Genomic DNA, 25,188 nt, shown 5'->3' on the forward strand with positions numbered 1-25,188 from the left:
CTCAGCTCCAGCGCTTCGGCGGCTTGCGCGCGGCGACCACGTCGCAGATTTCCAGCGTGGTCATGCCTTCCGCCGAGACAGGCGTCATGACCCCGTCGTAGCCCAGACGCCAGAACTGGAAGTCCATGGCGGCCAGCCATTCGACGAACTCGGGCACGGAGGTGCGCGACGCCATCTGGATCACGCTCCACTCCATGACGACGACGATGTCGGGGTGGGCCTTCAGGATGGCCTCCGCCCCGCGCAGGATGAAGGGCTCGGTCCCCTCGGCGTCGATGCGGATCATGTCGACGCGGCCGCAGTCCAGGTCGTCCAGCCGCACCGCCTCGACCGTGATGGTCTGGCCATCGTCATAGGGCACGTGCGACCAGATGCTGACGAAGCCGCCGCCCGAGTTCCGGCGCGAGGTGACGAAGGTGACCTCTCCCGGCGCATCCATCGCCGCCTTGCCGATCAGGCGGATGCGCTCCTGCACGCTGTTGATGCGCGCCGACCGCTCGATCAGCCCCACCATCCGGGGATTGGCCTCCAGCGCGGTGACCAGGCCGCCGGCCCCGACCCGCAGGGCCATGTTGATCGTGTAGTAGCCGATGTTGGCCCCCACCTCGACGACCCTGGCGCCCGGAGCCAGCAACGACAGCACCGCCTCGTGCAGCCCCCGCTCCCAATTGCCGTGAGCGATGACGTTGGCGCTGACATGCTCGTCCAGCGGATCCACATACAGCAGGGCCCCGGCGTTCAACCGCACGAGGGCCAGTTCCTGGCCGAGATAGAAATACCGCTGCATCGGCTCCGGCGTCGCCGCGATGGGGGACAGGCCCCACGCCTGACGCAGCGCGCGCGTCGACCGCGCCATCCGCTTCATCCAACTCATCGGCCAGCCAACACTCTCACGCTCGCCGACCGCTACAGGTTCAAGAGCGCCGGGTCGCCGCCTTGCGCCGAAATATTGTTCGAAATCGCCCTTTCCGACGCATAGCGGATCAGGCTGTTCGGCCCGCCCGCCTTGGGACCTGTGCCCGACAGACCCTCGCCGCCGAACGGCTGCACGCCCACCACCGCGCCCGTGACGCCCCGATTGATGTAGACGTTGCCGGCCGGGACCAGTTCGATCACCTCCTCGGCGAAGGCCTCGATGCGCGAGTGGACGCCCAGCGTCAGGCCGTAGCCCCGCGCCGCCAGCTTGCCCGCCACCGTCTTCAGGTCCTTGGGGTCGTAGCGATAGACGTGCAGGATCGGGCCGAAGACCTCCCGTTCCAGATAGTCCGGCGTCGGGATCTCGGCGATGGTCGGGGCGAACAGGTCGCCGCGTTCCGAGCCGTCGGGCATCATGGCCCGGGCCACGATCTTCGCGTCCTTCTGCAGGCGCAGGACGTGGGCCTCCAGGTTCTGGCGGCTCTCCGGGTCGATCACCGGCCCAATGTCCGACGCCGGGTCTGACGGGTCGCCCAGCACCTGAGCCGCCAGGGCGCCCTTCAACCCCTCGATCAGGCTGTCGGCCGAATCCTTGGGCGCATACAGCACCCGCAGGGCCGAGCATCGCTGACCGGCCGAGCCGAAGGCTGAGAGGATCACGTCGTCGATGACCTGCTCCCGCAGGGCCGTCGTATCCACGAACATCCCGTTCAGCCCACCCGTCTCGGCGATGAAGGGGATGATGGCGCCCGGACGCGCGGCGATGGAGCGGTTGATCGCCGCCGCCGTATCCGTCCCGCCGGTGAAGGCCACGCCGTCCACACCCGGATGCGACACCAGGGCCGCGCCCACCGTCTCGCCGCGCCCGGGGACCAGAGCCAGCAGGTCGGGGTTCAGTCCCGCCTTGTGATAGAGGCGCACGGCCTCCGCCGCGATCAGCGGCGTCTGCTCCGCCGGCTTGGCCAGCACCGCATTGCCGGCCGCCAGCGCCGCCGCGACCTGACCCGTGAAGATGGCCAGGGGGAAGTTCCACGGGCTGATGCAGGCGAACACGCCGCGCCCGTGCAGCACCAACCGGTTCGTCTCGCCCACCGGCCCGTTCAGTGTCTGCGGCCCGCCGAAATCCTTCTCGGCCAGCATGGCGTAGTAGCGGCAGAAGTCGGCGGCCTCCCGCACCTCGGCCACGCCGTCGTTCAGCGTCTTGCCGGCTTCTCGCGACAGCAGCGCCACCAACCGGTCCATGTCGGCTTCCAGCGCATCGGCCATAGCCCGAAGCACCGGCGCCCGGCGCGACCCACCCGCCCGGTCCCAGGCGATCTGGGCCCTGGCCGCCGCATCGGCCGCATTGTCGATGTCCTGGGTCGAGGCCTCGGACACATGGCCCAGCACCTGGGTCCGGTCATAGGGGTTGGTGACGTCCTGGGCGTTCGTCCCGGCCATCAGCTTGCCGCCGACGATGGGGCCGGCGGTCAGCTTTTCCGCATCGACCTTCTGCAGGGCCGCAGCGTGCCGTTCGCGGTCGACCTTCTGCGAATAGTCGCGGCCGAGCGAGTTCTGGCGGTCCATGTACATGTCCTTGGGCGTGGGAATCTTGGCGTGACGGTCGGGGTGAGCCTCGACCGAGGCGATGGGGTCGGCGGCGACGGCGGAGGCGGGCACCCGCTCATCCAGCAGGGCGTGGACGAACGACGAGTTGGCTCCGTTCTCCAGCAGGCGGCGCACCAGATAGGGCAGCAGGTCCTCATGCCCGCCGACGGGCGCATAGGCGCGCACCGTCATGGCGCCGAAGGTCTCTGCCGCCGCCTCGTAGAGGGCCTCGCCCATGCCGTGCAGGCGCTGGAACTCGATCTTGACCCCGGCGTCCTTGGCCATCCGATGCACGGCGGCCAGGGAGTGGGCGTTGTGGGTGGCGAACTGGGCGTACAGATGCGGCGCCGCATCGATCATGGCCCGCGCGCAGACCAGGTAGTTCAGGTCGGTCGACGCCTTGGTCGTGAACACCGGATAGTCGGTCCGGCCCATGACCTGGGCGCGCTTGATCTCGGTGTCCCAGTAGGCGCCCTTGACCAGACGGACCATAAGCCGCCGGTTCGCGCTCTTGGCCAACTGGGCGATCCGCGCGATCGCCTCGGGCGCCCGCTTCTGATAGGCCTGAACCGCCAGACCCAGCCCCTGCCAGTTCCCCAGCTCCGGCTCGCGCGCCAGCCGGTCCAGCAGCTTCAGCGACAGGGCCAGACGGTCCGCCTCTTCGGCGTCCATGGTGAAGTTGATGTCGGCGCGGGCCGCGATCAGGGCCAGCCGCTTGATGCGCGGATAGAGCTCGTCCCAGACCCGGCCTTCGTGGGTCGCCTCATAGCGGGGCGACAGGGCCGACAGCTTGACCGAGACGCCGTGGCCGACCTCGGGCCCCTGCCCCTTGGCCGTCTTGCCCACGGCCGTGATGGCGTCGGCGTAGATCCGCTCATAGCGTTCGGCGTCGGCGGCGGTGCGCGCGCCCTCGCCCAGCATGTCGAAGCTGCACAGCCAGTCCTCGCGGTTGGCGCGCTTCAGAGCCGATTCGATCGTCCGCCCGACCACGAACTGCTCGCCCATGATGCGCACGGCGGCGGCCACGGCCTGGCGGATCACCGGCTCGCCCAGACGCCCCGCGACGCGGGTCAGGAAGCCCGGCAGGTCGGTCTTGGCCTGTTCGTCGGCGTCCACCAGCTTGCCCGTCAGCATCAGCCCCCAGGTCGAGGCATTGACGAACAGGCTGTCGGATTGCCCCAGATGGCTGGCCCAGTCCGCCGAGCCGATCTTTTCGGCGATCAGCCGGTCGCGCGTATCCTCGTCCGGCGTCCTCAGCAGGGCCTCGGCCAGACACATCAGGGCCAGACCCTCGCGGGTGCCGAGCGAAAATTCCTGCAGGAAGCTTTCGACCACCCCCTGTTTCTTCTGGCTCTTCCTGGCGTGTTCGACCAGGCGGACGGCCTCGTCCACCACGGCCTGACGGGCGGCGGCGTCCAGCGGAGAGGCGGCCAGCAAGGCCCGGACGGTCGAGGGTTCGTCGGCGAACTTGCCCTGATCCAGCGTGTCCCAATCCTGAGAGAGGGCGACCGGCGGCGTGACGTGTGCGTTCATGGCGCGCACATAGACCCTTCCGCGACGGAACGGGAGGGGTCCGCGACATCTCGCATTCCTCGAAACAAGGCGCTAATGCTCATCGCCCCGCCACGGTGAGAGCCCGCCGCCCACACATGCGCATCGTTCTGGCCACTGACGCCTGGGAGCCCCAGGTCAACGGCGTCGTCCGCACCCTGACCCGGACCGTCGCGGAATGCCGCGCCATGGGTCACGAGGTCGAGGTCATCGAACCCAGCCAATTCCGCACCATTCCGGCGCCGACCTATCCCGAGATCAAGCTGGCCTTGGGGGCGGAAGAAGAGATTCGCGAAAAGCTGCGCGCGCTGGAGCCCGAGGCGGTCCACATCGCAACCGAAGGCCCGATCGGCATCGCCACCCGCCGCATCTGCGTGGAGTGGAAACTGCCCTTCACGACCAGCTATCACACGAAATTCCCGGAATACATCTCGGCCCGGTTCCCGGTCCCGGTCCAGGTTGGCTACGCCTATATGAAGTGGTTCCACAAGCCGTCCGGACGGCTGATGGTCGCCACCCCCACGCTCAAGAAGGAGCTGGAGGAACACGGCTTCAAGAACATCTCGCCCTGGACGCGCGGCGTCGACACCGACCAGTTCCGGCCCGACCTCGAACGCATCTTCGACGATCTGGGCGGTAAGGACTGGCCGCGTCCCTACTGGCTGAACGTCGGTCGGGTGGCGGTGGAGAAGAACATCGAGGCCTTCCTCGAGACCGATCTGCCGGGCACCAAGATCATCGTCGGCGACGGCCCGGCCCGCGCCGAGCTTCAGGCCAAATATCCGAACGCCAAATTCCTCGGCGCCAAGTTCGGCGAAGAGCTGGCGCGCTGCTTCCGCGACGCCGACGTCTTTGTCTTCCCCTCATGGACGGACACCTTCGGCCTGGTGATCCTGGAGGCCATGGCCGCAGGCACCCCGGTCGCCGCCTACCCCGCCCACGGTCCCATCGACCTGGTCCCCGGCTCCAACGCCGGCGCCATCGACGAGGACCTGAAGACCGCCTGTCTCGAGGCGCTGAAATGCGACCGCGCCGCCACGCGCGCCTATGCCGAGAAATTCAGCTGGCGCGCCTCGGCCGAACAATTCGTGGCCAACCTCGAACCCTATCCCGAGCCGGATCGTGGCCGGTTCTGGCGTCGCCTGCGCCGCATCGCCCGCGTCCGCCGCCGGGCCGCCGCTTGATCGATCGCCTGTGGCGGTCGCTCCGCCGCCGGCTCGTGCCCGCGTACGGGCTGCGAAATCCGACCAATCGCCAGCGGTTCGAGACCGTCTTTCGCACGCGTCGCTGGGCGCTCGGCGAATCCGTCTCTGGTCCCGGATCGGATCGCAGTTCCGGCCAGGTCGCCCATGCGATCAGTGCTCTTACGCGAGCCTGTGACGAACTCGACGTTCGCTCCATCGCCGACATCCCTTGCGGCGACTTCCATTGGATCGACCAGTTCCTGAAGGACCGGCCCGGCGTCGACTACGTCGGCTACGACATCGTCGAACCCCTGATCGCCCGCAACCGCATCGCCCATCCCGACAGGCGGTTCGAGGTTCTGGACATCGTCGCCGAGATCCCCGCGCCCGCCGACCTGATCTTCTGCAAGGACCTGATCAACCACCTGTATGAGGCGGACGTCCGCTCAGCGCTCCGCAACATGGCGGCGTCAGGCTCGCGATGGCTTCTGATCACCTCGAACGCCGGGGCGATGAACGAAGAGCTCTACATGTTCCGACCCGGCGCCTCGCGCGAACTGGACCTGCGGGCGGCGCCCTACAGCCTGCCGGAGCCCCTCTGGTCGGACCACTACCTCTCGCTCTGGGCGCTCGACGCGGTCGCGAAACGCATTGCGGAGTGGGACCGTCAGGCCGGCTGACCCAACACTCGCCAGCCTGCCATGCGATTGTTCGGCAAAGCAATTTCAGAGTGTTGGGGCTCTATATCCGTCATGCCCTGCGGACGGCCCTATAATACCGGCCGCTCTTTGACATCGTCCGCATGGGACGCCGCTCCGCATCGCGCGGCCCGACCCAATCCGACTTAACGGACTATCCTGACTCCAACTCGCAGAAGTCTGACGGGTCCGGTCCAAACCCGACTTAACGGACTATCCCGACTCCAATTTCCGGAGTCTGGTGAGTTCGACTAGTCCGGCCGCGCCATCGGCGTCAGGGCCGTCGCGATCTGGCGCTGCTGCACCAGTTCCGCCTCCGGCAGGGGCACCAGGCCCCGGTCCTGCAGATAGCCGCCCCGGCCCACCGCCGCCTCGGAGGTGAACTCGATCAGGAACTCCTGCAGGCCCGGCGTCACGCCGATGTGGGCCTTCTTCACATAGATGTAGAGGCTGCGCGCCAGCGGATAGGTCCCGTTGGCGATGGTCTCCGGGCTCGGATAGACGCCGTCGATGGTCTCGGCCTTCACCGTGTCCATGTTCTGCTCCAGGAACGAATAGCCGAACACGCCCAGCGACCCCGGCGTCCGGGTCAGGGTCTGCAGGATGGCGTTGTCGTTCTCGCCCGAGTCGATCCACTGACCGTCCTCGCGCACCGTATGGGCCAGGGCCTCGAACCGGTCCTTGTCGTCCTCCAGCGCCGCCACCGCAGGGATCATCTTGGCCCCGGCCGTCATGCCCAGTTCGACGAAGGCGTCGCGCGTGCCCGAGGTCGGTGGCGGGCCATAGACCTGGATCCGCTGGTTCGGCAGGGCCGGATTGACGTCCGCCCAAGTCCGCGCCGGATTGGGCACGAAGGTCCCGTTCGGACCCGGCGCCTCCTTGGCCAGACCTTCGTACAGGTCCTTCAGTTCGAAGTTGAAGCTCGCCCCCGTCCGCGAGGTCGCTACCACGATGCCGTCATAGCCGATCTTGATCTCGACGATCTCGGTGACGCCGTTCTCGGCGCATTTGTCGAACTCGGACTGTTTCATCGGCCGAGACGCATTGGCGATGTCGGGCGTGGACGGGCCGATGCCGTTGCAGAAGGCCTGGATGCCGCCGCCGGTGCCCAGGGCCTCGACGCGCGGCGGGGCGCCTTCCGGGTTGTTGCGTCCGAAATTCTCGGCCACCCGCGTCGCGAACGGGAAGACGGTCGAGGAGCCAGCCGCCCAGATACCGTTCCGCTGGCCCCCGCCCTGCCCGCAGGCGACGAGGCTGAGGGCCATGACGGCGGTTCCGGCGACGAGGAGCCGGCGCGACAGTTTGAACGGCATCAGGCGGTCTCTCAGGCGACGCGAAGTTGCGACGCTTAAAGCAGACGTTTGCGCATGGCTTGTGACAGCATGTCGATCAGCGTCACGGCGATGACCACGACCACCACGATGGCGGAGACGTCGCGGAAGTCGAACGCGTTCATCCGATCGAACAGCACCTGACCAATACCGCCTGCACCGATCAGGCCGAGCACCGTGGCCGAGCGGCTGTTGGATTCGAACCGATAGAGCGCAAACGAGGTCCACAGAGGCGCGACCTGCGGGATCACGCCCCACACGATCTCATGGAGCTTGGTCGCGCCCGTGGCGCGCACGCCCTCGACCGGTCCCTTGTCGATCGACTCGACGGCTTCCGAGAACAGTTTGGCCAGCACGCCGGCGGTGTTCAGCGCGATGGCCAGAACGCCAGGCAGCGGGCCCAGACCCACGGCGACAACAAACAGCAGGCCGATGACCAGATCGGGGATCGACCGCAGCAGGTTCATCAACCAACGAACCGGCGTCACCAGCCAGATCGGGGAGACGTTTCGCGCCGCCGCCAGCCCCATGGGAACGGCGGCGAACACGGCCAGGAAGGTGCCCCACAGAGCGATCTGGACCGTCTCCCACATCTTCTCGACGAAGACGCGCCAGTCGGTGAAGTCGGGGTTGAGCAGCTCCTTGGCGAACAGCTGGGTGCTGGTCGCATTGGAGAACAGCTTGGACACATTGGCCAGATCGACGTCGCCGACACTGTAGATCAGCAGGGCCAGCACCCCGCCCCAGATCAGGACGTCAAGCGCCCAGGCGCCCATCGACTTCGACGGGGCCTTGGGAATGGCGCCGGTCGGAACTGCGGCGTCGGTCAAGGCTGGACCTCACGCAGCGCACGCAGGCGCTGCAGCTCGGCCTCGGCGGCTGTGACCCCGGCGGTGTCGTTCTTGGCCCTGGCTTCCTGAAGCTGCTGGTCGGCGATCATCTCGCGGATCGGGTTCAGGTAGCTGTCATCCGCGGCGCGGAACTGGGAATACTCCAGCCCGGCCAGCACGCGGCGCTGACGGTCGGCCTCGGCGCCCGTGCCCTGGCCGTAAGTCAGGAAGAAGCTGCGGATCTTTTCCTTCAGCGCCGGGTCGAGGTCGTCGCGAACCAGGATGCCCGATTCCGGGATCGGCGGGCTCTGCCAGATCTCGGTGATCTGGGCCGCGATGGCCGGGTTCTGACGGGTCAGGAAAACGGTGTTGACCGTGTTGGAGGTCGCCACGTCGACCACGCCCGTGGCCACAGCGAAGGCGTTGGCCTGGTGGTTGGCCGAACGCACGGTGGCGAAGCACTGGGCCGGGACGATGTTCCTCGGGTTGAACAGGAAGGCCATCGGGGCCAGCGTCCCCGAGGTCGATTGGGCGTCGCCGATGCCGAAATCGAACCGCTTGCCACAGGCCAGGACCTGATCCAGCGTGATGCCCGAGCCGGTCTTCACGACCAGGGTCGAGCGATAGCTGTCCTGACCTTCCTTGTTGACCGTCCGCGCGATCACCTCGGCGTCGGCGCGGTCGATGGCTTCCACCGCCGGTTTGGCGGAGAACCAGGCGACCTGGGTCTGGTTGCCGCGCATGGCCTCGACCAGCACGGTGTAGTTCGAACCGAAGAAGGGCTCGACCTCGACGCCGATCGACTTGGACATGTCGTCCAGCAGCGGCTGCCACAGAGGACCGGCAGAGGCCTGGCCTTCGGCGGACAGGATTGAGAAGGTGATCTTGGACGGGGCGGCGCTCGACTTGGCGTCATCGCCGCCGCCGCACGCGGACAGACCGAACAGGGCCACGGCGGCGCCGACCAGACCGGCCCGGCGGGTGAAGGAGGCGAAGGTCATGCCTTGGTTTCCCAGAACGCGTCCTCGAACTCGGGACCGTAGATGTCGATGAGGATCTTGGTGTCGAGACCGGTCGCCGGACCGTCGTAGACGACCTTTCCCGACTTCAGAGCGATCACCCGATCGCAGTAGCGAATGGCGTAGTCGACCTGGTGCAGGGTGACGATGACGCCCATCCCGTCGCGCTTGTTCAACTCGACCAGCAACTCCATCACCTTGCGGGCGGAGACGGGATCGAGGGAGGCGACGGGTTCGTCGGCGAGAATACCCCTTGCGCCCTGAACGAGGGCCCTGGCGATGGCGCCGCGTTGCTGCTGACCGCCCGAAAGGGTGTTGGCGCGCTGGGCGGCGTAGTCGGAGACGCCGACGCGGTGCAGGGCGGCCATCGCCTTGTCCTTGTCGGCCGAGGGCCAGACACCAAACAGACCCTGCCAGCCCGGGAGGCGGCCGAGTGCTCCGAGCATGACGTTGGAAAAGAGGCTGAGGCGGCCGACCAGATTGAACTGCTGGAAGATCATGCCCAGCTTCTGGCGCGCGGGGCGGACGGCGCCGGTGACGCGGCCGTTCTTCTGCACGGTCTCGCCGAAGACGCTGATCGTTCCCGACCCCGCGTCGATCGACTGCAGGCCCGTGATCGAACGCAACAGGGTGGACTTGCCCGAGCCGGACGGACCGATCAGGGCGACCATCTCGCCGACGGCGACGGAGACGGACACCCCATCCAGCGCCTTACGCGCGCCGAAGGTCTTGGACACGTCACGGGCTGAGACCATCCCGCTAGGGCCGGTCGCGGAGCTGGCGGCGGATAAAGTCATGAACTCGCTGACGGCGGCTGCGGGACAGGCGCCGAATGCCGCGTCGCACGCGGTCCGGCAAGTCTTAATGCCACGCGGGCGGACACGGCGTCCAGCGCGACCGCTGAACGCGGCTCGCGACGCCGAAACCAAACATCGTCCGAACCCTGATCAGCGGGGGTTCTGGTCAGTCCCCGTCACGAAAAAACCTCTTTACATGACAGTCCCGTGACCCTACATGCGCTGCTTCCGGCGGACCCCGTAGGTCTAACGTTGCGCTGCTAACGCCGGTCTGGGTTTAACAATTACAGGGGTTTACGTGAATTGCGCACGTATCCATTTCCCCTGGACCTGGTCCGCGAGCGGTCCCCTGAGCGTCCTGTCGCCCTCGTGCGACCGCGCTCGGTTTCCGTAGCGGCGCGCTGGTTCCAGGACAATCTAAAGGCTGACGTCTTCTACGCCGTGAAGGCGAACCCTTCGCGCTGGGTCATTCAGGCCCTCAAGGACGCCGGCGTCAAAGGCTATGATGCGGCTTCGATCGCCGAGATCGAGCTCGTGCGCTCCGTCGATCCCGACGCGCGCATCGCCTTCATGCACCCGGTGAAGAGCCGTTCGGCCATCACCAAGGCCTATTTCGACCACGGCGTCCGCACCTTCTCGCTCGACTGCGAGGACGAGCTGCAGAAGATCCTCGACGCCACGGGCGGCGCGACGGACCTGAACCTTCTGGTGCGCATGGCCGTCTCGGCCGACGGCGCGGCCTATTCCCTGTCGGGCAAGTTCGGCGTCTCGCCGGACCAGGCCCCGGCGCTGCTGCTGTCGGTTCGCCAAGCGGTCAAGGACGGCCTGATGGGCGTCTGCTTCCACGTGGGGTCGCAGTGCATGCGTCCGACCGCCTACCAGGCCGCCATGGCCCAGGTCGGTCGCGCCATCTCGCGCGCCGGCGTCATCGTGGACATCGTCGACATCGGCGGCGGTTTCCCCTCGGTCTATCCGGGCATGGTCCCGCCGGACATGAGCGAATACGCCGACGCCATCCATCGCGGCTTCAACGAGATGCCTGTGTCGGAAACGACCGAGCTGTGGTGCGAGCCCGGCCGAGCCCTGGTCGCCGAGTCCTCGTCGGTCCTTTGCCGCGTGGACCTGCGCAAGGGCGATGCCCTGTACCTCAACGACGGGTCATACGGCGCCCTGTTCGACGCGACCCACTCGCGCTGGCCCTTTCCGACCAAGCTGGTCCGGGACGGCGACAGCTCGGACGAGCTGAAGGCGTTCCAGTTCTACGGGCCGACCTGCGATTCGATCGACCATATGCCGGGTCCGTTCTGGCTGCCGGCCGATATCAAGGAAGGCGACTTCATCGAGATCGGCATGCTCGGCGCCTATGGCGTCGCCATGTCGACGGGCTTCAACGGCTATGGCGATCATGAGATCGCGATGGTCGATGACGCCCCCATGGCATCGCTCTACGGCCTGGCCCCCCGCTCCATCCCGACCGTGCGCACCACGGCCGAGGAAGCAGCCCGCAAGGTGGTCCGTCTGAGCCGCCCCAAGGGCAAGGCCGGTCAACGCAAGAAGGCGCGGCGCTAGAGCGATCAGCTCCCCGACGAAGACGTCGGGGGGTCGTTCGTTTACGAGCTCCGGCTTGTCGGAGCCTTCCAAGGCTTGAATAGCCGGTCGCGCAGCCATCTGACTTGGGTCTTGCAGAACACCCAGACCAAGGTCGCAACGAACAACCCCAACGACAGGGTCATCATCACTTCGGTCAACGTCAGTATGAAATTGGCCCAGGTCAGTTCCGTCGCCCATGTGACTGGATCGACAAGGCGTCTCGGTTCCTGGCTCAGGGTCTCGCCCAAGGTCTTCTCGCCGATCCAGTAGAACATCTGACCCGCCCCGAAGACGCCTGTCATACCCAGAAGAACACTCAGTTCCTGGCCACGAGTAGCCTCTGCGGCGTCAAGCCGTCGCTGTTGTCGACGCGCGAGATCGCGGGCGTGGTCCTCCAGACTTGCGATCGCCAGGACCAGGGCCTCGTTTTTTCGACTGACCCCGCGCAGTTCTTCCAGCTTCCCGAAGACGACACGTTCGGTGTCGTAGCGGAAGGGATTCGCCTGGCGGTGCAGGTCGTAGCGGCTGAACTTGGCCAGCTTGGCCTGATTGATCGCTATCTCCGCCCGCCGAAGCCGCTCCTCTTCCGGCAGATTCCTCCATTTGTCCTGGTTGATCGGGGTATCGACCGGAACCCGTCCATCTCCCTCGCCCAAGGGTTCCTGGCTCTCCAGCGCCCTCATCGCAGCGGTGTCGTCTGGGACCTTGCCGGCGATCAAAGCCTGGATCCGCTCTATCCGAGTCATGGTCTTCTGTTCATGGTCCCGAGCCAGGAACTCGTTGTGCAACGCCGTGGCGTGGATCAGAAACGCATAAGGGCAGGCGCCGATGTAGTCGTTTCCCGTCTCCAGGCTACGACTCCTGCGCACATAGGTGATCATCGCCCGGTGGTTGGCGTAGCGGACGAAGAATCGTTCTTCGGTCTGGTCTGAACTGTCGGGATAGAGCGGATCGGTGCTGTCCAGGATTTCCGACGTGTCCTGGTTCATGAAATCGATGATGTTCTGGTTGAACCCGGCCAGGAACAGATAATCCAGACAGTCCGCTCGGTTCGCCTCGAAGGCCGGGATATGCGGCCGCACCGGGGCCGGAAGCTTCCGATCGGATTTGGATCGAGAGTTCAGCCGATCGTCGAGGGCGTGCGTTTGTACGCAGAGGCCCGCTCGCATCGCGGATACCAGCGCCGCCGTCGCCTCGGCGATCTTTTCCGCGTCCCAAGGCGCCGGATCACCTGAAGACCCGACGCCGCCTTTTTCGTCGTCGGATCCTTCGGGCAGCCGGAGTTCGTCGTCCTTCAGACTCTCCAGGTAATCGGGCCGCTCACAGACCCACTGCCAGTAGGTTTCGTCCAGGCTGACCACAGGACGGCCCGCGTCTTCCGCATTTTTCACCAGGTCCCGTATCCGAGCCTCATAAGGGGCGTAGCATTCGTCCCTGACCATGGCCTTTCTCGACAGGGGCTCCCGGCTGTCGTGATCGAACGGCATCAACCGGCCGAAGAACTGCTCGTCGTGCAGCATGAACATGAAGCGCGACTTGGGCGCCGTCAGTCCGGGCACCTCGATGAACGGCGCCAGATCGATCAGAGATTCGGTGAAGCTGCGCCCCTTCGCCACCTCGACCGGCAGTTTTCCGTTGGCGGTGAGCTCTTGGCTCAGCCGGGCGAACAGCACCGCAGCGTCCTCCTCGAAGACCGTCTTCACGAAGGGCCAGAATCTGGATCCCTTCTCCGACCGAAACGCGACCTTGATGTTGTCCAGCGGATCGATGCCGAGGTCGTCGTCGAAAACCGTGCGGCCCGTCTTCAGATCGCCCGGCCGGAGCGCGTACTCCTTCGGGGCCGCCAGCTTCTGCAAGAGGGACAGGAAATAGTAGGTCGACGGATCGTGGCCCGGGACATCCTTCGTCTCTCCCTTGTCGTAGCTCCCGTAATAGTGGCTGAAGCTCATATGATAGCTGAGCGCACCGTTGTTGTGGGCCAGCCAGAAGCGGCGCAGCCGCACCTCGCGGTCGTCCGCCAGATTTGGAGGCGAGGCCTCGAACTGAACGCCTTCGGTCGTCCAGGTCATGGAGGCGGGCATCCTGAAGGCGATGATTTCATGCTTGCGCGCAGCCGCCCTGCCCTCCCGCAGGTTCGACGTCGGCTCATTCGTTGCGGCCAGGAGGAACTCCTTGACCACGCCCTGGCTTTCGCGGTCCGCGATATCGTTCATCAGGGGATCAATGGCGCTCGCCAAGGCCAGAGAAGGCCAGTGATTCTGCTGCATTCGGCGAAATATCTCGGGGTCGATGCGCTCGCCGAGCGGGCTCCCGTCCGTGCGCTGCAAGGCCCCGACAACCTTGTCCGCCTCGATGTAGAGGGACAAGGTCCAGTAAATCGTGCCCGGGCGGGCCTCCTCGAAGCCCCCCGCAGCAGGTTGTCTCTCTCCCCGCCTGACCGTTTCGCTCATCCCGCCGTCTCCCTCGCCAGATCGCGGAAACTGTCGAAGTCCTTGGCGTCGCGGCCCGACCTCAACCACCCCAGGGCCGGCTCCATCCGCAATAACGGCACTGGCGCCGTCCGGCCGGCAAGGGCCGAGATCTGGCGCGCGGCGTCGCCTCCAACCGGCCCGGCCGCTCCCTTCAACACCGAGATGCCGAAGAAGCTCTGCAAGTGGTCATGCAGCAGGGCCGCCGGCACCGCGTCGCCCGGATAGTCCACGGCGGCGTAGATCAGGCCGTCGTCCGCCTCCTGGTCGGCCGAAAGGGCGGGCTGGACATAGGGGAAGTCGACAACCCGCGCCCCGACCCTGGCCCAGATGGCCAGCCGGTCGAGCTGGTCCAGACCGGAATGTTCCGTATCCGCCGCATACTCCTCGGCAGTCAGGCACAACGGGTCGTTCTGCTCGATGAAGATCGCAGGCGCGGGCGCATCGGGGGCCAGACCCAGCACCGCGGGCGCCAGGGTCCGCACCGCCGTCAGACACTGACGCAGCAGACCGCGTCCACGCGCGTCCGCTTCGACATAGACATAGTTGAGCGCCACGCACGCTTGAGCCGACCGGCCATTGCCCACGGCGGTGGCAAGGAAGTTGATCCCGCCCACACGCTGTCCCGTCTCATCCTCCAGCACGACCACCTGCTCGGACTGGATTCGACCGAAGGCGTGGCGGTGGGTCCGATTCAGGTCGAGACAGGCCTCGAAGCCGTCCAACTCTTCCCGCTCGTTCGGAAGGACGAAGGCACGATCATAGCCTTCGAAGAAGCGGCCCAGAAGGGGGGACGCGCGATCGTCCGTGGATCGCACCGTCACCCCGCCGGGCAGGGCGAAAAACGTCCCTGTCTCATCCGTCCGAATGTCGATCGCCCCCATGCCCAAGGTCTGGCATGAGGGCGATATGCTCGCAAGTTATGCGCCGTCGGTCTTCGAAGACCATCCGTCCGCGAGGACTACTGCCCGCTGATCTCGCGAACGGCCTTCATCAGGGCGTCGACGACCTTCGCCGTCTCCGGCTCCGACCAGTCGCCAGGCTTCATGATCACCGCCTGACGCAGGGTGTGCAGCGCCTCCTTGACCACCTCCGGCGTCTGTTCACCGGAGATCAGCCGCGCCGCCAGGGCCATGCGCTGCATCACCCCGTCGACGGCCGTGCGGTTCTCGTCCAGCCAGACCTTGCCCTCGTCGGTCAGGGAAAAGACCCGCTTGCCGGTCGTGTCTTCCACGCCCGCGATGAGGCCCTCGTCGGCCAGCATCGACAGGGTCGGATAGACCACGCCGGGGGACGGCGCGTAGGCCCCGCCGAACATCGCCTCGATCGCCTTGATCAGATCGTAGCCGTGACGCGGCTCCTGCTTGATCAGCGCCAGGGCGACGATGCGCAGGTCGCCCGGGCCGAACATGCGCCGGCCGGGGCCGCCGCGTCCGCCGAACAGTCCGTGACCGCCCAACCGGCCTCGCCCGTGGGTACCACCTTCGCGGCCGCGACCTTGACCCGGCCCGCAATGATGATCGCCCTCGCCGAGTTTGCCGTGCCAGCCTGTCTTGTTGTGTCGTCCAAACATGAAATGTCCTTCTTCATTTTTCATGTCGTGAAGATATATCTTAGACCAAGCTGCGCAAGTGGACGATATATCTTTGTTGCTCTCTTAGGAACCGGCCGCGGCGATGCGGCTTTCGTTTTGGCTGAAACAAGGAGCCGCCATGACCGACCCCAAGCCCGAGACGCCCGAGGCCGTTGAAGCCGAGGACGTGGGCGAACGGCCTGACCTTGGCCGGACGCCGGATGCGCTGATCGACGCCCTGACCGGCAGCGGCGTGGGCTCCGACACTCGCGCGGGCTCGCTTCAGGGCGGCGCGGCGACCGGCTCGGACGAGGACCCGGATCAGGCCGCCGTGGATCGCGACATTGCTCAGCGCGGCCGAGCGGATAAGTCCTAGACGCCGCAGACGGCGCATTGCCTTGCTGCGGCCCCATCGATGGGCCACGGTAGGCGAACGAACAGGTCTCGAGGACGACACGGAATGAAGCGTATTCTGGCGGCCATTGCACTGGCGTGCGCGGCCGTACTGCCGGCGGCCTGCAACCCCGAGGGTGAAACCCCCGCCGCGGCGGAGACCCCGCCCCCCGCCGAGGCGGCCGAGCGCGCACCGGCCGCATCGACGACAGCCTCCGCCGTACCCGGGTCTTCTTCCGGCGAACCCGCCGCGCCCGGCGCGCCCTCCTTCGCCGCCCTCTACCCCGGCGCCGTGCTGGATGCTCCAGCTGTCACCGCCAGCAGCGCCTCAGGCCCCGGCGGTCTGGCGACCTATACGACCGACGCCGACCCGGACGCCGTCATCGCCTTCCACCGCGCCCGCGCCGAGGCCGCCGGTCTGTCCTCCTCCATGGCCATGAACCAGGGCGACGCCCGCGCCTATGGCGCCACCAGCGCCGACGGCGACGCCAATCTTCAGGTCGTGGCCTCCGCGACCGAGGCCGGGCCGACCTCGGTGCAGATCAGCTGGAGCGCCGGCAGATGATGCGGGCCCACCTGGTCGCGGCCGCCATCTGCACCGTCGCCGGTCCGGTCGCCGCCCAGGACGCCCCGGCTTCCTATCTGGACCCCGCCGTCATTCAGGCTCTCGCCGACGCCGTCCCGCCAGCCCCCGCCGCCGGCTCGACCCAGGATCTGGCGGACATCGCCGCCTCAGACCGGCTGCGCGCGCTGGAGAATACCGATCGCTGGATGCTGGCCACCCGCCACGCCGAACTGCGTCCGGCCCTGGCCCTCGCTCACTTCGACTGCGCCCTGGGCTTCCGCGTGAGCGCAGAGTATGCGCCACGCCTGGTCTCGATCCTCGAGCGCGTCCTGCACGACGCCAACGAGGCGGCCGAGCTGGCCAAGGCCCGCGCCTTCCGCCCGCGCCCCGTCGGCGCCGACCTCGAACGGCCCGCCTGCCAGGTCGTGTCCGCGGCCGGTCGCGCCAGCCCCTCCTACCCATCGGGCAGCGCCACGGTCGGCGCGGCCTATGGCGAGGTGATCGCCGCTCTGGCCCCCGAACACGCCGCAGACGCGACCCGCATCGGCCACGAGATCGGGGTCAGCCGCCTGGTCTGCGCCATGCACTACGCCTCCGACGTCGCCGAGGGCGAGGCGCTGGGCAAGGCGGCTTTCCAGCGGATCGCCGCGACGCCGGCCTTCCAGGCCGACGCCGTCGCCGCCCGCGAGGAGATCGCCCGCGCCCGCACCGCCGCCCTGACCAGCCCCGCCTGCGCCGCCGAGCGCGCCGCTTTGGCCGCGCCCCTGCCCTGAGGCTATGCTCACGACCCTGGCCCTGCTGAGCCTTCTGGCTTCGGAGCCGACCGTCGCCCGCGCGTGCTCGTCCGCCGAGGTCGCGGCCCTGACCGCGCCCGCGGCGCGCGACGCGCCACCTGTCCGCCTGACCTGTTTCGCTGCGTTGCCCGCCGGACGATCGGTGACGCGTCACCTAGTGTTCGAAGGCGCCGAGGCGTCTGGCGCCGGGATCGACTGTAACGACGGGTCCATCGGCACACCGGGGGAAGCCAGCACCACGGGCGACCCGACCGTCGCCGTCTGGTCCCGTCGGGACGGCCAACGCTGGAGCGTCCCCCGGGACGTTCGCCTCGCTCGCTGCACGATCCACGGCAACCTGCGGGCCTGGGGTCTTGGGCGAAACGATATCGACGGGCTTCGCGCCTCGTCCCGCATGGCCGATCACACACGCAGAACCCAAGCCGCGGCCCCGTCGGGCCTGACGCTGGAAAACGTGACCTTCATCGCCACAGGGTCGATCCCCCTCTACATCGGCCCCGGCGTCACCGGCTTCAGGATGACCGGCGGAGGCTTCCGGGGCCGATCGGTGTCGACCGCCATCTATCTGGACGCGGAGAGCGCCGGCGCCGTGATCCGAAACGTCTCGTTCAACATCCGCACCGACCGCGAACAGATCGCCATCGATGGCTCGGCTCGCAACCGCATCGAGGCCAATCGCTTCGAGCTCGGCGGACGGGGCGGCGTCTTCCTGTATCGCAACTGCGGCGAGGACGGCGTCATCCGGCACCAGACACCGTCCGGCAACACGATCAGCGGCAACCGCTTCGAGGGCGCGGCTCTGATCCGCCCACAGACGGTCGTGGTCGGCTCACGCGAAGGACGCCGCCGCTACTGTGGCGACGACGCCGGCTATCCCTTCGGCTCCAGCGAGGACGACGGCGATCACGCCACGGGCAATATCGTTCGCGATAACGCCACGCGCCGCAGAGGCCTGTTCGACTGAAGCGTCAGGCGGGACGCGGCGCGGTCAGCGCCCCATAGAGATCGGTCCTCCGATCACGGAAGAATCCCCAGGCGGCCCGGTACTGGGCGATGTGGTCAAGGTCGAAGGTGTGGATCAGAACGCCCTCTTCCTCGCCCTCAAACCGCTCGACGAGGTCGCCGCGGTGATCCGAAATGAAGGACTGGCCGTAGAAGGTCTGGCCGGCCTCCGTCACCTGTTCAAGACCGATCCGGTTGGCGCCCACGACGGGCACGGCGTTGGACACCGCATGGCCCTGCATCGCGCGCCGCCACGGCTCAGCCGTGTGCAACTCCGCGTCCTGCGGCTCCGACCCGATCGCGGTCGGATAGAACAGCACCTCTGCGCCCTGCAGCATCATTGCCCGCGCCGCCTCCGGATACCACTGGTCCCAACATATGCCGACGCCGACCCGGCCGAAGCGCGTGTCCCACACCTTGAAGCCCGTATCTCCCGGACGGAAATAGTATTTTTCCTGATAGCCGGGGCCGTCGGGGATGTGGCTCTTGCGATAGAGGCCCAGCGGCGATCCGTCGGCGTCCAGCATCACCATCGAGTTGAAATAGTGCGGCCCTTCACGCTCGAAGATCGAGACGGGAATGGCGACGCCCAGTTCCTTGGCGACATCGGCCATGGCGATCACGGCCGGATGCTCGCGCCACAGATAGGCCGTGGAGAACCAGTGCTCTTCCTGCGTGACGCAGAAATACGGCCCCTGGAACAGCTCGGACGGCAGGATCACCTGCGCCCCCTTCGACGCCGCCTCGCGCACCAGATCGGCTGTCTTCCTTATGTTCGCCTCCATGTCCTCGCCGTAGGAGGTCTGGAGAGCGGCGACCGAGATGTTTCGGGCCATCAGGCGGGCTCCTGCTGGGAGATGCAGTGGAAGGATCCGCCGCCGGTCAGGATGTTGACCGACGGCGACAGGATGATCTCGTGGTTCGGGAAGGCCTTGGCCAGCGCCCCACGGGCTGCCTCGCCGGCTTCTACGTTGCCATAGGTCGGCACGACGACCGCGCCGTTCGCGATCAGGAAATTCATGTGGCTGGCCGGCACGGGCTCGCCATCCTCGTTCTCGATACGCCCCGGCGACGGTATTCGCACCACTTCGAAGCCCGCCGCGGCCAGATCGGCCGCGCAGGCGTTGTAAACGTCCGTGTTCGGATCATCGACCCCGAAGCCGATCGGACAGGCCACGACACCCGGCGCGACGAACCGCGCCAGGTTGTCGACGTGGCCGTCGGTGTGGTCGTTCAGCAGCCCGTCGCCGAGCCAGACCACCCGCGTCGCGCCCAGAGCCTCGCCCAGCACGGCCGAGGCCTTCTCCTCGGTCCAATCGGCGTTGCGGTTCGGGTTCAACAGGCACTGGCGCGTGGTCAGGATCGTCCCCGCCCCGTCGTGGTCCAGCGAGCCGCCTTCCAGGATGGCGTCGATGCGGCTCAGAGCTACGCACGACTGTTCGCCGATCTGGGTCGCGACCGTGTCGTCGAACTCGTACTCGTACTTGCCGCCCCAGCCGTTGAAGCGGAAGGCCGTCGCCGTCTTCGAGCCTTCACCGAAGATCGGTCCGGTGTCCCTCAGCCAGATGTCGCCGAACAGGCCCGGCACGACGGTGACGCCGGCCACGCCCTCGAAGCGCGACTGGGCGCCGGCCAGGGCTTCCGTGCTGCCGACCATAAGCTTGACCTGTTCGCGACCCGGCCCGGCCAGGGCGCGCACCAGGGCCTCGACCTCTCCTTGAGTCTCCTCGAGATTGTCGACCCACAGGTCCCGATGGCTGGGCCAGCCGATCCACATTGCCCGGTGCGGCGCCCATTCGGCGGGGATCGGTGGGACGGCCATAAACTGAGCACTTCCTTCGAGAACGACGCGGGCTTCGAGAACGACGCGAGACCGCGCCAGATAGCGACCCCCTCCCCCCACTTCAATGCCACGGGGTTGCGGCGGGTCCAGGACAAAGAAAAAGGGCGGCCCCGCGAAGGGCCGCCCTGATCCGTTTCAGCCTGGAGCCGGTTCTTAGAACTTGGTGCCCAGGGTCAGCATCATCGTGCGCGGCGAGCCGAGCGAGAAGGTGCGGACCTGACCCGTGCGGATCACGACAGCGGCGGTCGGATCGACGTCGATATTCGTGGCGTTGTTACCCGACGAGATCGAGGCCGGGTATTCCTCGTCGAACAGGTTCGAGACGTTGAACTGAACGTAGGCGCCGCGGATGCCGAAGGTGTCGGTCAGGTCGTAGCGGCTGTCGAAGTCGACGACCGTGTAGGACGGGGCGACTTCGTCGTTGACGTCCGTAGTGAAACGTTCGTCCACCCACTTGCCCTGCAGACCCACCGACCACTTGTCAGTCACGTCCCAGTTGCCGCGCAGGTTGAAGGTCCACTCCGGCGTCTCGACGATCGTCTTGCCCTTGGTCGGCAGGAAGGTGGTCGAGGTCAGGGCCAGATCGTCCTGCACTTCCGACTTGTTGTACGAGGCGGCGGCGTAGAGGGCGAAGGTGTCCGTGACCAGCCACTCGAGCGAACCGTCGAAGCCCTGCTGCTCGACCGGACCCAGGTTACGGTCGGTCGAGAAGTTGAAGGTCGGCGAGTTCGGATCGTTGTCGAACGACGAGACGATGCGGTTGTCGTAGTTGATGTACCAGATCGCGGCCGAGGCGATGAAGCGCGACGAGGTGTAGCGGTAGCCCAGGTCGTAGGAGTCCGTCGTCTCCGGCTGAACGGCCGTGAAGATCAGGTTGCCGGCGGTGTCGCGGAACGGCTGGTACAGGTTATCCGTACGCGGCACCGAGATGCCCTGGGCGAACGCGGCGTAGACCGAGTGATTGTCCAGGAAGCGGTAGCTGGCGCCGATGTTCGGCAGAACCTTGTCGTACTTCAGTTCGACCGCGTACGGACGGATGTACTGGGTCGTGCCGGTCGAGGCGAAGGTCACGTTGCCGTTGGCCAGGGTCGAGGCGACGGCCTCGGTGGTGCAACGCACGTTCGACGACGCCGACTGCGAGAAGCAGAACTGGTTCAGTTCACGCGTGAAGAACGGGGCGCGGACACCCAGGGTGACCGACAGGGCGTCGTCGAAGAACTGGCCGCGATATTCGGCCGAGATCTGGTTCAGCAGGGCGATCGAGAAGCGGTCGCGGGTCCGCAGATAGGAACCGTCACGGCCGAAGACGCGGAGGTCTTCGTTGCCCCAGGTGTTTTCGCCGGCGAACACTTCGGGCACGGAGCCGTCGGCGTTGTAGCGTGTGGCTTCACCGGTCTGACGGTGACGGCCGTAGTCGTTGGTGTACGACACGCGGACACGGTGATCGTCGTTGATGTCCCAGATCAGCGAGGACAGGACGCCGTAGCGACGGGTGTTGGTGTTCGACGGGGTGTACAGGGCGACGTTGTCGCAGCTGTCGCCATCGCCGTTCAGGTCGACGCCGGTGGTGCGGATCGCCGCGGCGACGCACTGGGCGGCCGTGGTGACCGTGGCGTTGTTCGTCGTGTTCTGGTCCAGACGATCGTCACGCTCGCTGGTCAGGGTGAAGCCGCCGCCGTTGGCGATCGTGTACTGGAAGTACGGATCGACGGTCAGGCGCAGGCTGTCGGTCAGACCATAGCTGAACTGGCCGCGGATGTTGCCCGTGTTCGACGGGTTGATCCGGGTGCGGCTGTCGTTGGTGCAGCTGGTGTTGTTCAGAACCCCGCCGAAATAGGTGAAGGCGGTGGATTGGTTCGATTCGTTCTGCACCGTGCCGTCGACCGGGGTCGGGCGGAAGCACGCGATGTCGTTCTCGGGCTTCAGGCCCAGGGCGAACTGCGCCAGGTTGACGAAGTTGTTGTACGAGGCGTTGCGGTTCTCGTTCCAGTGGAAGGCGAGGCTGGCGAAATCGCCGTCACCCAGGTCCTGGAAGATGCGGCCGTTGTACTGCTTCTTCTCCAGCTCGCCCGGACCCTTCCACTTGTCATACTTGGTGTACGAACCGGTGATGAAGGCGGTCGTGCCCCACGGGCCGAACTCGCCCGTGTCGAAGCGGCCGAAGACGCGGCCGTAGGAGAAGCTGCCGATCGTCGCGTTGATCTGGGCGCCCATCTCGTCCAGCGGACGCGAGGTTTGGTAGGCGATCGTGCCGCCGTTGGCCGCAGCGGTCGGGCTGTCGACGTCGGTCGAGCCTTGGTTGACCGAGGCGCGCTCGATGATTTCCGAATCGACCTGCTGGTTGGTGTAGGCGGCGTAGTTGCCGGTGTCGTTCAGCGGGATGCCGTCGAACGTCAGCGAGACGCGGTTGCCATCGAAGCCGCGCAGGCGGATGTTGCCGCCCGAGTTGCCGTAGGGGTCGTTGTTGGTGAAGTTCAGGCCCGGGACGTTGTTCAGGATCTGGACGATCGACTGACCGGCCTGCTGGCGGCCGATGTACTCTTGCGTGATCGTCGAACGGGTCTTGTCGACGGTCTGGGCGACGGCTGCGCCCAGGATCGTGCGCGGGCCGCGCTGACCGGTCACGACGACCTCGTCGATGACGGTGCCTTCGGCGGTGTCCGTGCCGGACGACTGGGCCGAGGCGGCGCCGGCGACGAGGATGCCGCCGACGAGGGCGGTGGTCGCCCAGAGCGCACGAGTGCGAATATTCATTTTGTATCCCCAGAAGGTGCGGGCAGCGCCCGGCGCGCATCAGAATGCGGCCAGAGAGAGCCGCAACCGTCGAAATCTCGCTCCCTCTAGGCCTAGTCTCGGAACGCTGGACGACAGTGGTGTGACAGTCGCGTGACAGCGTTCGGGGGTGTCCCGGGGGCCACACTGGTCGAGCCGCGAAGACTCAGCGGCCCCATACGGCCCGCAGACGCGCCTCTCGCCCGCAAAAACGACTGTATCCCCCGTACCGCACCGCGTTCCGGCGGGCGAAATCCTGATGGTAGGCTTCCGCGGGCCAGAAACGGGCGACGTTCCGGACCGGCGTGACGAACCGTCGCTCGCCGATCACCGCTGCGGCGGCCGCGCGCGACGCCTCGGCGATCGGCCTTTGCGCCGCCGTCGCGAACACGGCTGTGGCATAGGAAGGTCCCTGGTCGCAGAACTGGCCGTCGGGGTCGGTCGGATCGATGGTGCGCCAGAAGCGGTCGACCAGCTGACGATAGGTGATGCGGGCGGGATCGTATGTGACCTGAACCGCTTCGACGTGGCCGGTGCCGCCCTGCACCACCTGCTCGTAGCTGGGGTTGGCCACGGTCCCGCCGGCGAAGCCCGAGACCGCCGAAGTCACGCCGGGCATGTGTTCGAAGTTGGATTCCGTCGACCAGAAGCAGCCGCCGGCGAACAGGGCGACCTCGCGCCTGCCGCTGTCAGGCGTGGTTTGTGGGGCGGGAGCGCTCGAGGCGGGCTCCCCGGGCGAACAGGCGGCTATGCTCAGGGCCGCGACGACGGCCAGCCGGTTGAGAAGCGACATGCGAATATCTCCCTCGGGCCGCCTGTCATCGGGCGGTCCGGACCACAGCTACGTCGCCCGGCGCCGTCCGGATACAGGGATCGCCCGGATTTCATCGGCCTTGGCCGCCTGTGATGGCCCGCGACGAGATTGGCCTAGTCCGACCGATGCTCTATTCCTCTGACATGACTGCCCTTTCCGAAACCCCGGCTGCGGCGAACGAGATATTCCGCAGCGACGATGTCGTCGTCCGGCGCATCGCGGCGGGCGATACGAGCCGGTGGGTGGTGACCTTCGACCACTACGCCATCGGCCACGGTTTCGACCGACCGGGCTTCGGCGAGGCCTATTTCCAGGCCCAGGGCGTCTCGGCCATCCATGTCATGGGGCGCGGCGACGACTGGTACCAATACGCGGACATGGAGGCCGCCCTGGCGACGGTCCGGGCGGCGACGGCGGGCGCGACCCGCGTCCTGACCTACGGATCCAGCATGGGCGGGTACGCGGCGCTGCGGTTCGCCGACGCCGTCGGGGCGACCGACGCCCTGGCTCTTTCACCCCAGTACTCGATCGACCCGAAGGTGGCCGTGCACGAGCGCCGCTGGTCGCAGGACTTCCACCGCATCCGGTGGCGCCCGGAACTGAGCGGCCCGATCTCGACCTCGGCCCGCGCGGTCGTGATCTACGATCCGACCAGCCCGGATCGCTGGCACGGCGAGCGGATCGCCCAGGACATCGCGATCGACGCCATCCGGCTGCCCTACACCGCTCATCCGGTGACGACCTATCTGTCCGACACCAATCTTCTGGGGCCCCTGATCGCCAGCCTGCTGGCCGGCGACTTCGACGCGCGGGCTCTGCGACGCGAAGCGCGGCGGCTCAGGGCCGCCAACGGCATCTATCTCGGCGAACTCGCCGCCGCCCAGCCCCGTCGCAGGGTTGCGACGGCCCTGTCACTGGCGCGACGCGCCCTGGCCGTCAGCCCCGGCGGCTATCATGCCCAGGTCAGCCTGGCGCGTCTGCTGAGCCAGGAAGGCCAGCACGACGAGGCCTTGGCGATCCTGGCCGCCGTGGTGCAGCAGAGTGATCGCACCCTGACCTACGTCATCGATCACGCGAACGCCTTCATGGCGGCGGGGCGGACGGCCGAGGCCCGGATCATCGCCGACGAAGCCTTGGCCCGCGCGCCGGACGTGGCGCATCTGCACGCATGGGCGGCTCATATCTGCTGGCTGAACGGGGACCTGTCGGACGCCCGGTCCTTGATCCGGGGCGCCCTGAGGCTCGATCCAAGCAATCAGACCTACCTCAGGGCGGCCATCGACTACCATTTCGGCGCGCCCCACATGGAGCGGTCCCGCGGCGTCCAGGTCACGCCTTGGCTGCGCCTGGTTCGCTGGATCATGAGGTCGCCGCTGCGGGTGGACTCGTCGGAGACCGAGCGGCGGCCCTCCCTGTTCCGGCGTCGCCACGGCGAGTCCGCATCGGACAGCGCCGGCTGAGG

At 67.0% G+C, this 25,188-nt stretch carries 21 protein-coding genes; 8 read left to right on the forward strand and 13 right to left on the reverse strand.

All coding sequences use genetic code 11. The annotated features are described in order from the left end of the window. Position 1: 1 nt before the first annotated feature. Together O5O43_RS12535 and putA are read right to left on the reverse strand one after the other, a co-directional pair. On the reverse strand, positions 2-856 hold the full coding sequence (locus tag O5O43_RS12535; RefSeq protein ID WP_271084226.1) for an FkbM family methyltransferase: 855 nt from the start codon (positions 854-856) through the stop codon (positions 2-4). A gap of 50 nt (positions 857-906) precedes the next feature. Then, positions 907-4,035: a bifunctional proline dehydrogenase/L-glutamate gamma-semialdehyde dehydrogenase PutA gene (putA, locus tag O5O43_RS12540; protein ID WP_271084227.1), complete on the reverse strand. Its 3,129-nt coding sequence runs from the start codon at positions 4,033-4,035 to the stop codon at positions 907-909. A gap of 116 nt (positions 4,036-4,151) precedes the next feature. On the opposite strand from putA, the gene O5O43_RS12545 reads away from it, so the two are divergent. Both O5O43_RS12545 and O5O43_RS12550 read left to right on the forward strand, forming a co-directional pair. Beyond that, positions 4,152-5,237: a glycosyltransferase family 1 protein gene (locus O5O43_RS12545; RefSeq protein ID WP_271084228.1), complete on the forward strand. Its 1,086-nt coding sequence runs from the start codon at positions 4,152-4,154 to the stop codon at positions 5,235-5,237. Then, positions 5,234-5,917 (forward strand): class I SAM-dependent methyltransferase, encoded by a 684-nt coding sequence (locus O5O43_RS12550; RefSeq protein WP_271084229.1) that lies wholly within the window; start codon positions 5,234-5,236, stop codon positions 5,915-5,917. The genes O5O43_RS12545 and O5O43_RS12550 overlap by 4 nt, the downstream gene beginning before the upstream one ends. Before the next feature lie 269 nt (positions 5,918-6,186). Here O5O43_RS12550 and O5O43_RS12555 read toward each other — a convergent pair whose 3' ends face one another. Genes O5O43_RS12555 through phnC form a run of 4 tightly spaced genes read right to left on the reverse strand, consistent with a single transcriptional unit; the run spans position 6,187 to position 9,912 of the window. After that, complete coding sequence (locus O5O43_RS12555) at positions 6,187-7,248, reverse strand: substrate-binding domain-containing protein (RefSeq protein WP_271084230.1); 1,062 nt, start codon at positions 7,246-7,248, stop codon at positions 6,187-6,189. A gap of 35 nt (positions 7,249-7,283) precedes the next feature. Further along, entirely contained in the window at positions 7,284-8,042 is a 759-nt protein-coding gene (phnE, locus tag O5O43_RS12560; protein ID WP_271086435.1) for a phosphonate ABC transporter, permease protein PhnE, read from the reverse strand. A gap of 50 nt (positions 8,043-8,092) precedes the next feature. Next, positions 8,093-9,097, reverse strand: a complete 1,005-nt coding sequence (gene phnD, locus O5O43_RS12565) for a phosphate/phosphite/phosphonate ABC transporter substrate-binding protein (RefSeq protein WP_271084231.1) — start codon at positions 9,095-9,097, stop codon at positions 8,093-8,095. After that, entirely contained in the window at positions 9,094-9,912 is an 819-nt protein-coding gene (gene phnC / locus O5O43_RS12570; RefSeq protein WP_271084232.1) for a phosphonate ABC transporter ATP-binding protein, read from the reverse strand. The genes phnD and phnC overlap by 4 nt, the downstream gene beginning before the upstream one ends. Positions 9,913-10,215: 303 nt before the next feature. On the opposite strand from phnC, the gene O5O43_RS12575 reads away from it, so the two are divergent. Next, positions 10,216-11,481, forward strand: a complete 1,266-nt coding sequence (locus O5O43_RS12575; RefSeq protein ID WP_271084233.1) for a type III PLP-dependent enzyme — start codon at positions 10,216-10,218, stop codon at positions 11,479-11,481. A 41-nt stretch (positions 11,482-11,522) separates the two neighbouring features. Here the strand turns inward: O5O43_RS12575 and O5O43_RS12580 are convergent, their stop codons facing one another. The 3 genes from O5O43_RS12580 to O5O43_RS12590 all read right to left on the reverse strand — a co-directional run bounded on the left by O5O43_RS12580 (position 11,523) and on the right by O5O43_RS12590 (position 15,429). Further along, a complete protein-coding gene (locus tag O5O43_RS12580; protein ID WP_271084234.1) occupies positions 11,523-14,021 on the reverse strand; it encodes a hypothetical protein in 2,499 nt (832 codons plus the stop codon). After that, complete coding sequence (locus tag O5O43_RS12585) at positions 13,949-14,854, reverse strand: hypothetical protein (RefSeq protein WP_271084235.1); 906 nt, start codon at positions 14,852-14,854, stop codon at positions 13,949-13,951. Before O5O43_RS12585 ends, O5O43_RS12580 begins: the two co-directional genes overlap by 73 nt. Before the next feature lie 77 nt (positions 14,855-14,931). Continuing rightward, the gene (locus O5O43_RS12590; protein ID WP_271084236.1) at positions 14,932-15,429 is read right to left on the reverse strand and encodes a PadR family transcriptional regulator; all 498 of its coding nucleotides are present in this window, start codon (positions 15,427-15,429) and stop codon (positions 14,932-14,934) included. 253 nt (positions 15,430-15,682) lie between these two features. On the opposite strand from O5O43_RS12590, the gene O5O43_RS12595 reads away from it, so the two are divergent. From O5O43_RS12595 to O5O43_RS12610, 4 genes are all read left to right on the forward strand, one after another. Further along, positions 15,683-15,919: a ribonuclease gene (locus tag O5O43_RS12595; protein ID WP_271084237.1), complete on the forward strand. Its 237-nt coding sequence runs from the start codon at positions 15,683-15,685 to the stop codon at positions 15,917-15,919. A gap of 84 nt (positions 15,920-16,003) precedes the next feature. Next, entirely contained in the window at positions 16,004-16,501 is a 498-nt protein-coding gene (locus tag O5O43_RS12600; protein WP_271084238.1) for a hypothetical protein, read from the forward strand. Further along, positions 16,498-17,274, forward strand: coding sequence for a phosphatase PAP2 family protein (locus tag O5O43_RS12605; protein WP_271084239.1), 777 nt, complete (start codon positions 16,498-16,500; stop codon positions 17,272-17,274). The genes O5O43_RS12600 and O5O43_RS12605 overlap by 4 nt, the downstream gene beginning before the upstream one ends. A 4-nt stretch (positions 17,275-17,278) precedes the next feature. Then, positions 17,279-18,259: a right-handed parallel beta-helix repeat-containing protein gene (locus tag O5O43_RS12610; protein ID WP_271084240.1), complete on the forward strand. Its 981-nt coding sequence runs from the start codon at positions 17,279-17,281 to the stop codon at positions 18,257-18,259. A 4-nt stretch (positions 18,260-18,263) separates the two neighbouring features. On the opposite strand, the gene aguB is transcribed toward O5O43_RS12610, so the two are convergent. From aguB to msrA, 4 genes are all read right to left on the reverse strand, one after another. Beyond that, positions 18,264-19,133: an N-carbamoylputrescine amidase gene (gene aguB, locus O5O43_RS12615; protein ID WP_271084241.1), complete on the reverse strand. Its 870-nt coding sequence runs from the start codon at positions 19,131-19,133 to the stop codon at positions 18,264-18,266. After that, complete coding sequence (locus tag O5O43_RS12620) at positions 19,133-20,119, reverse strand: agmatine deiminase family protein (RefSeq protein ID WP_271084242.1); 987 nt, start codon at positions 20,117-20,119, stop codon at positions 19,133-19,135. The genes aguB and O5O43_RS12620 overlap by 1 nt, the downstream gene beginning before the upstream one ends. A 174-nt stretch (positions 20,120-20,293) precedes the next feature. Further along, positions 20,294-22,894, reverse strand: coding sequence for a TonB-dependent receptor (locus O5O43_RS12625; protein ID WP_271084243.1), 2,601 nt, complete (start codon positions 22,892-22,894; stop codon positions 20,294-20,296). A gap of 184 nt (positions 22,895-23,078) precedes the next feature. Then, on the reverse strand, positions 23,079-23,705 hold the full coding sequence (msrA, locus tag O5O43_RS12630) for a peptide-methionine (S)-S-oxide reductase MsrA (protein WP_271084244.1): 627 nt from the start codon (positions 23,703-23,705) through the stop codon (positions 23,079-23,081). Positions 23,706-23,869: 164 nt separating this feature from the next. On the opposite strand from msrA, the gene O5O43_RS12635 reads away from it, so the two are divergent. Then, complete coding sequence (locus tag O5O43_RS12635) at positions 23,870-25,186, forward strand: tetratricopeptide repeat protein (RefSeq protein ID WP_271084245.1); 1,317 nt, start codon at positions 23,870-23,872, stop codon at positions 25,184-25,186. The last annotated feature ends 2 nt before the right edge of the window (positions 25,187-25,188 follow it).

Source organism: Brevundimonas sp. NIBR11 (genome assembly GCF_027912535.1).
Taxonomy (GTDB): Bacteria; Pseudomonadota; Alphaproteobacteria; order Caulobacterales; family Caulobacteraceae; genus Brevundimonas.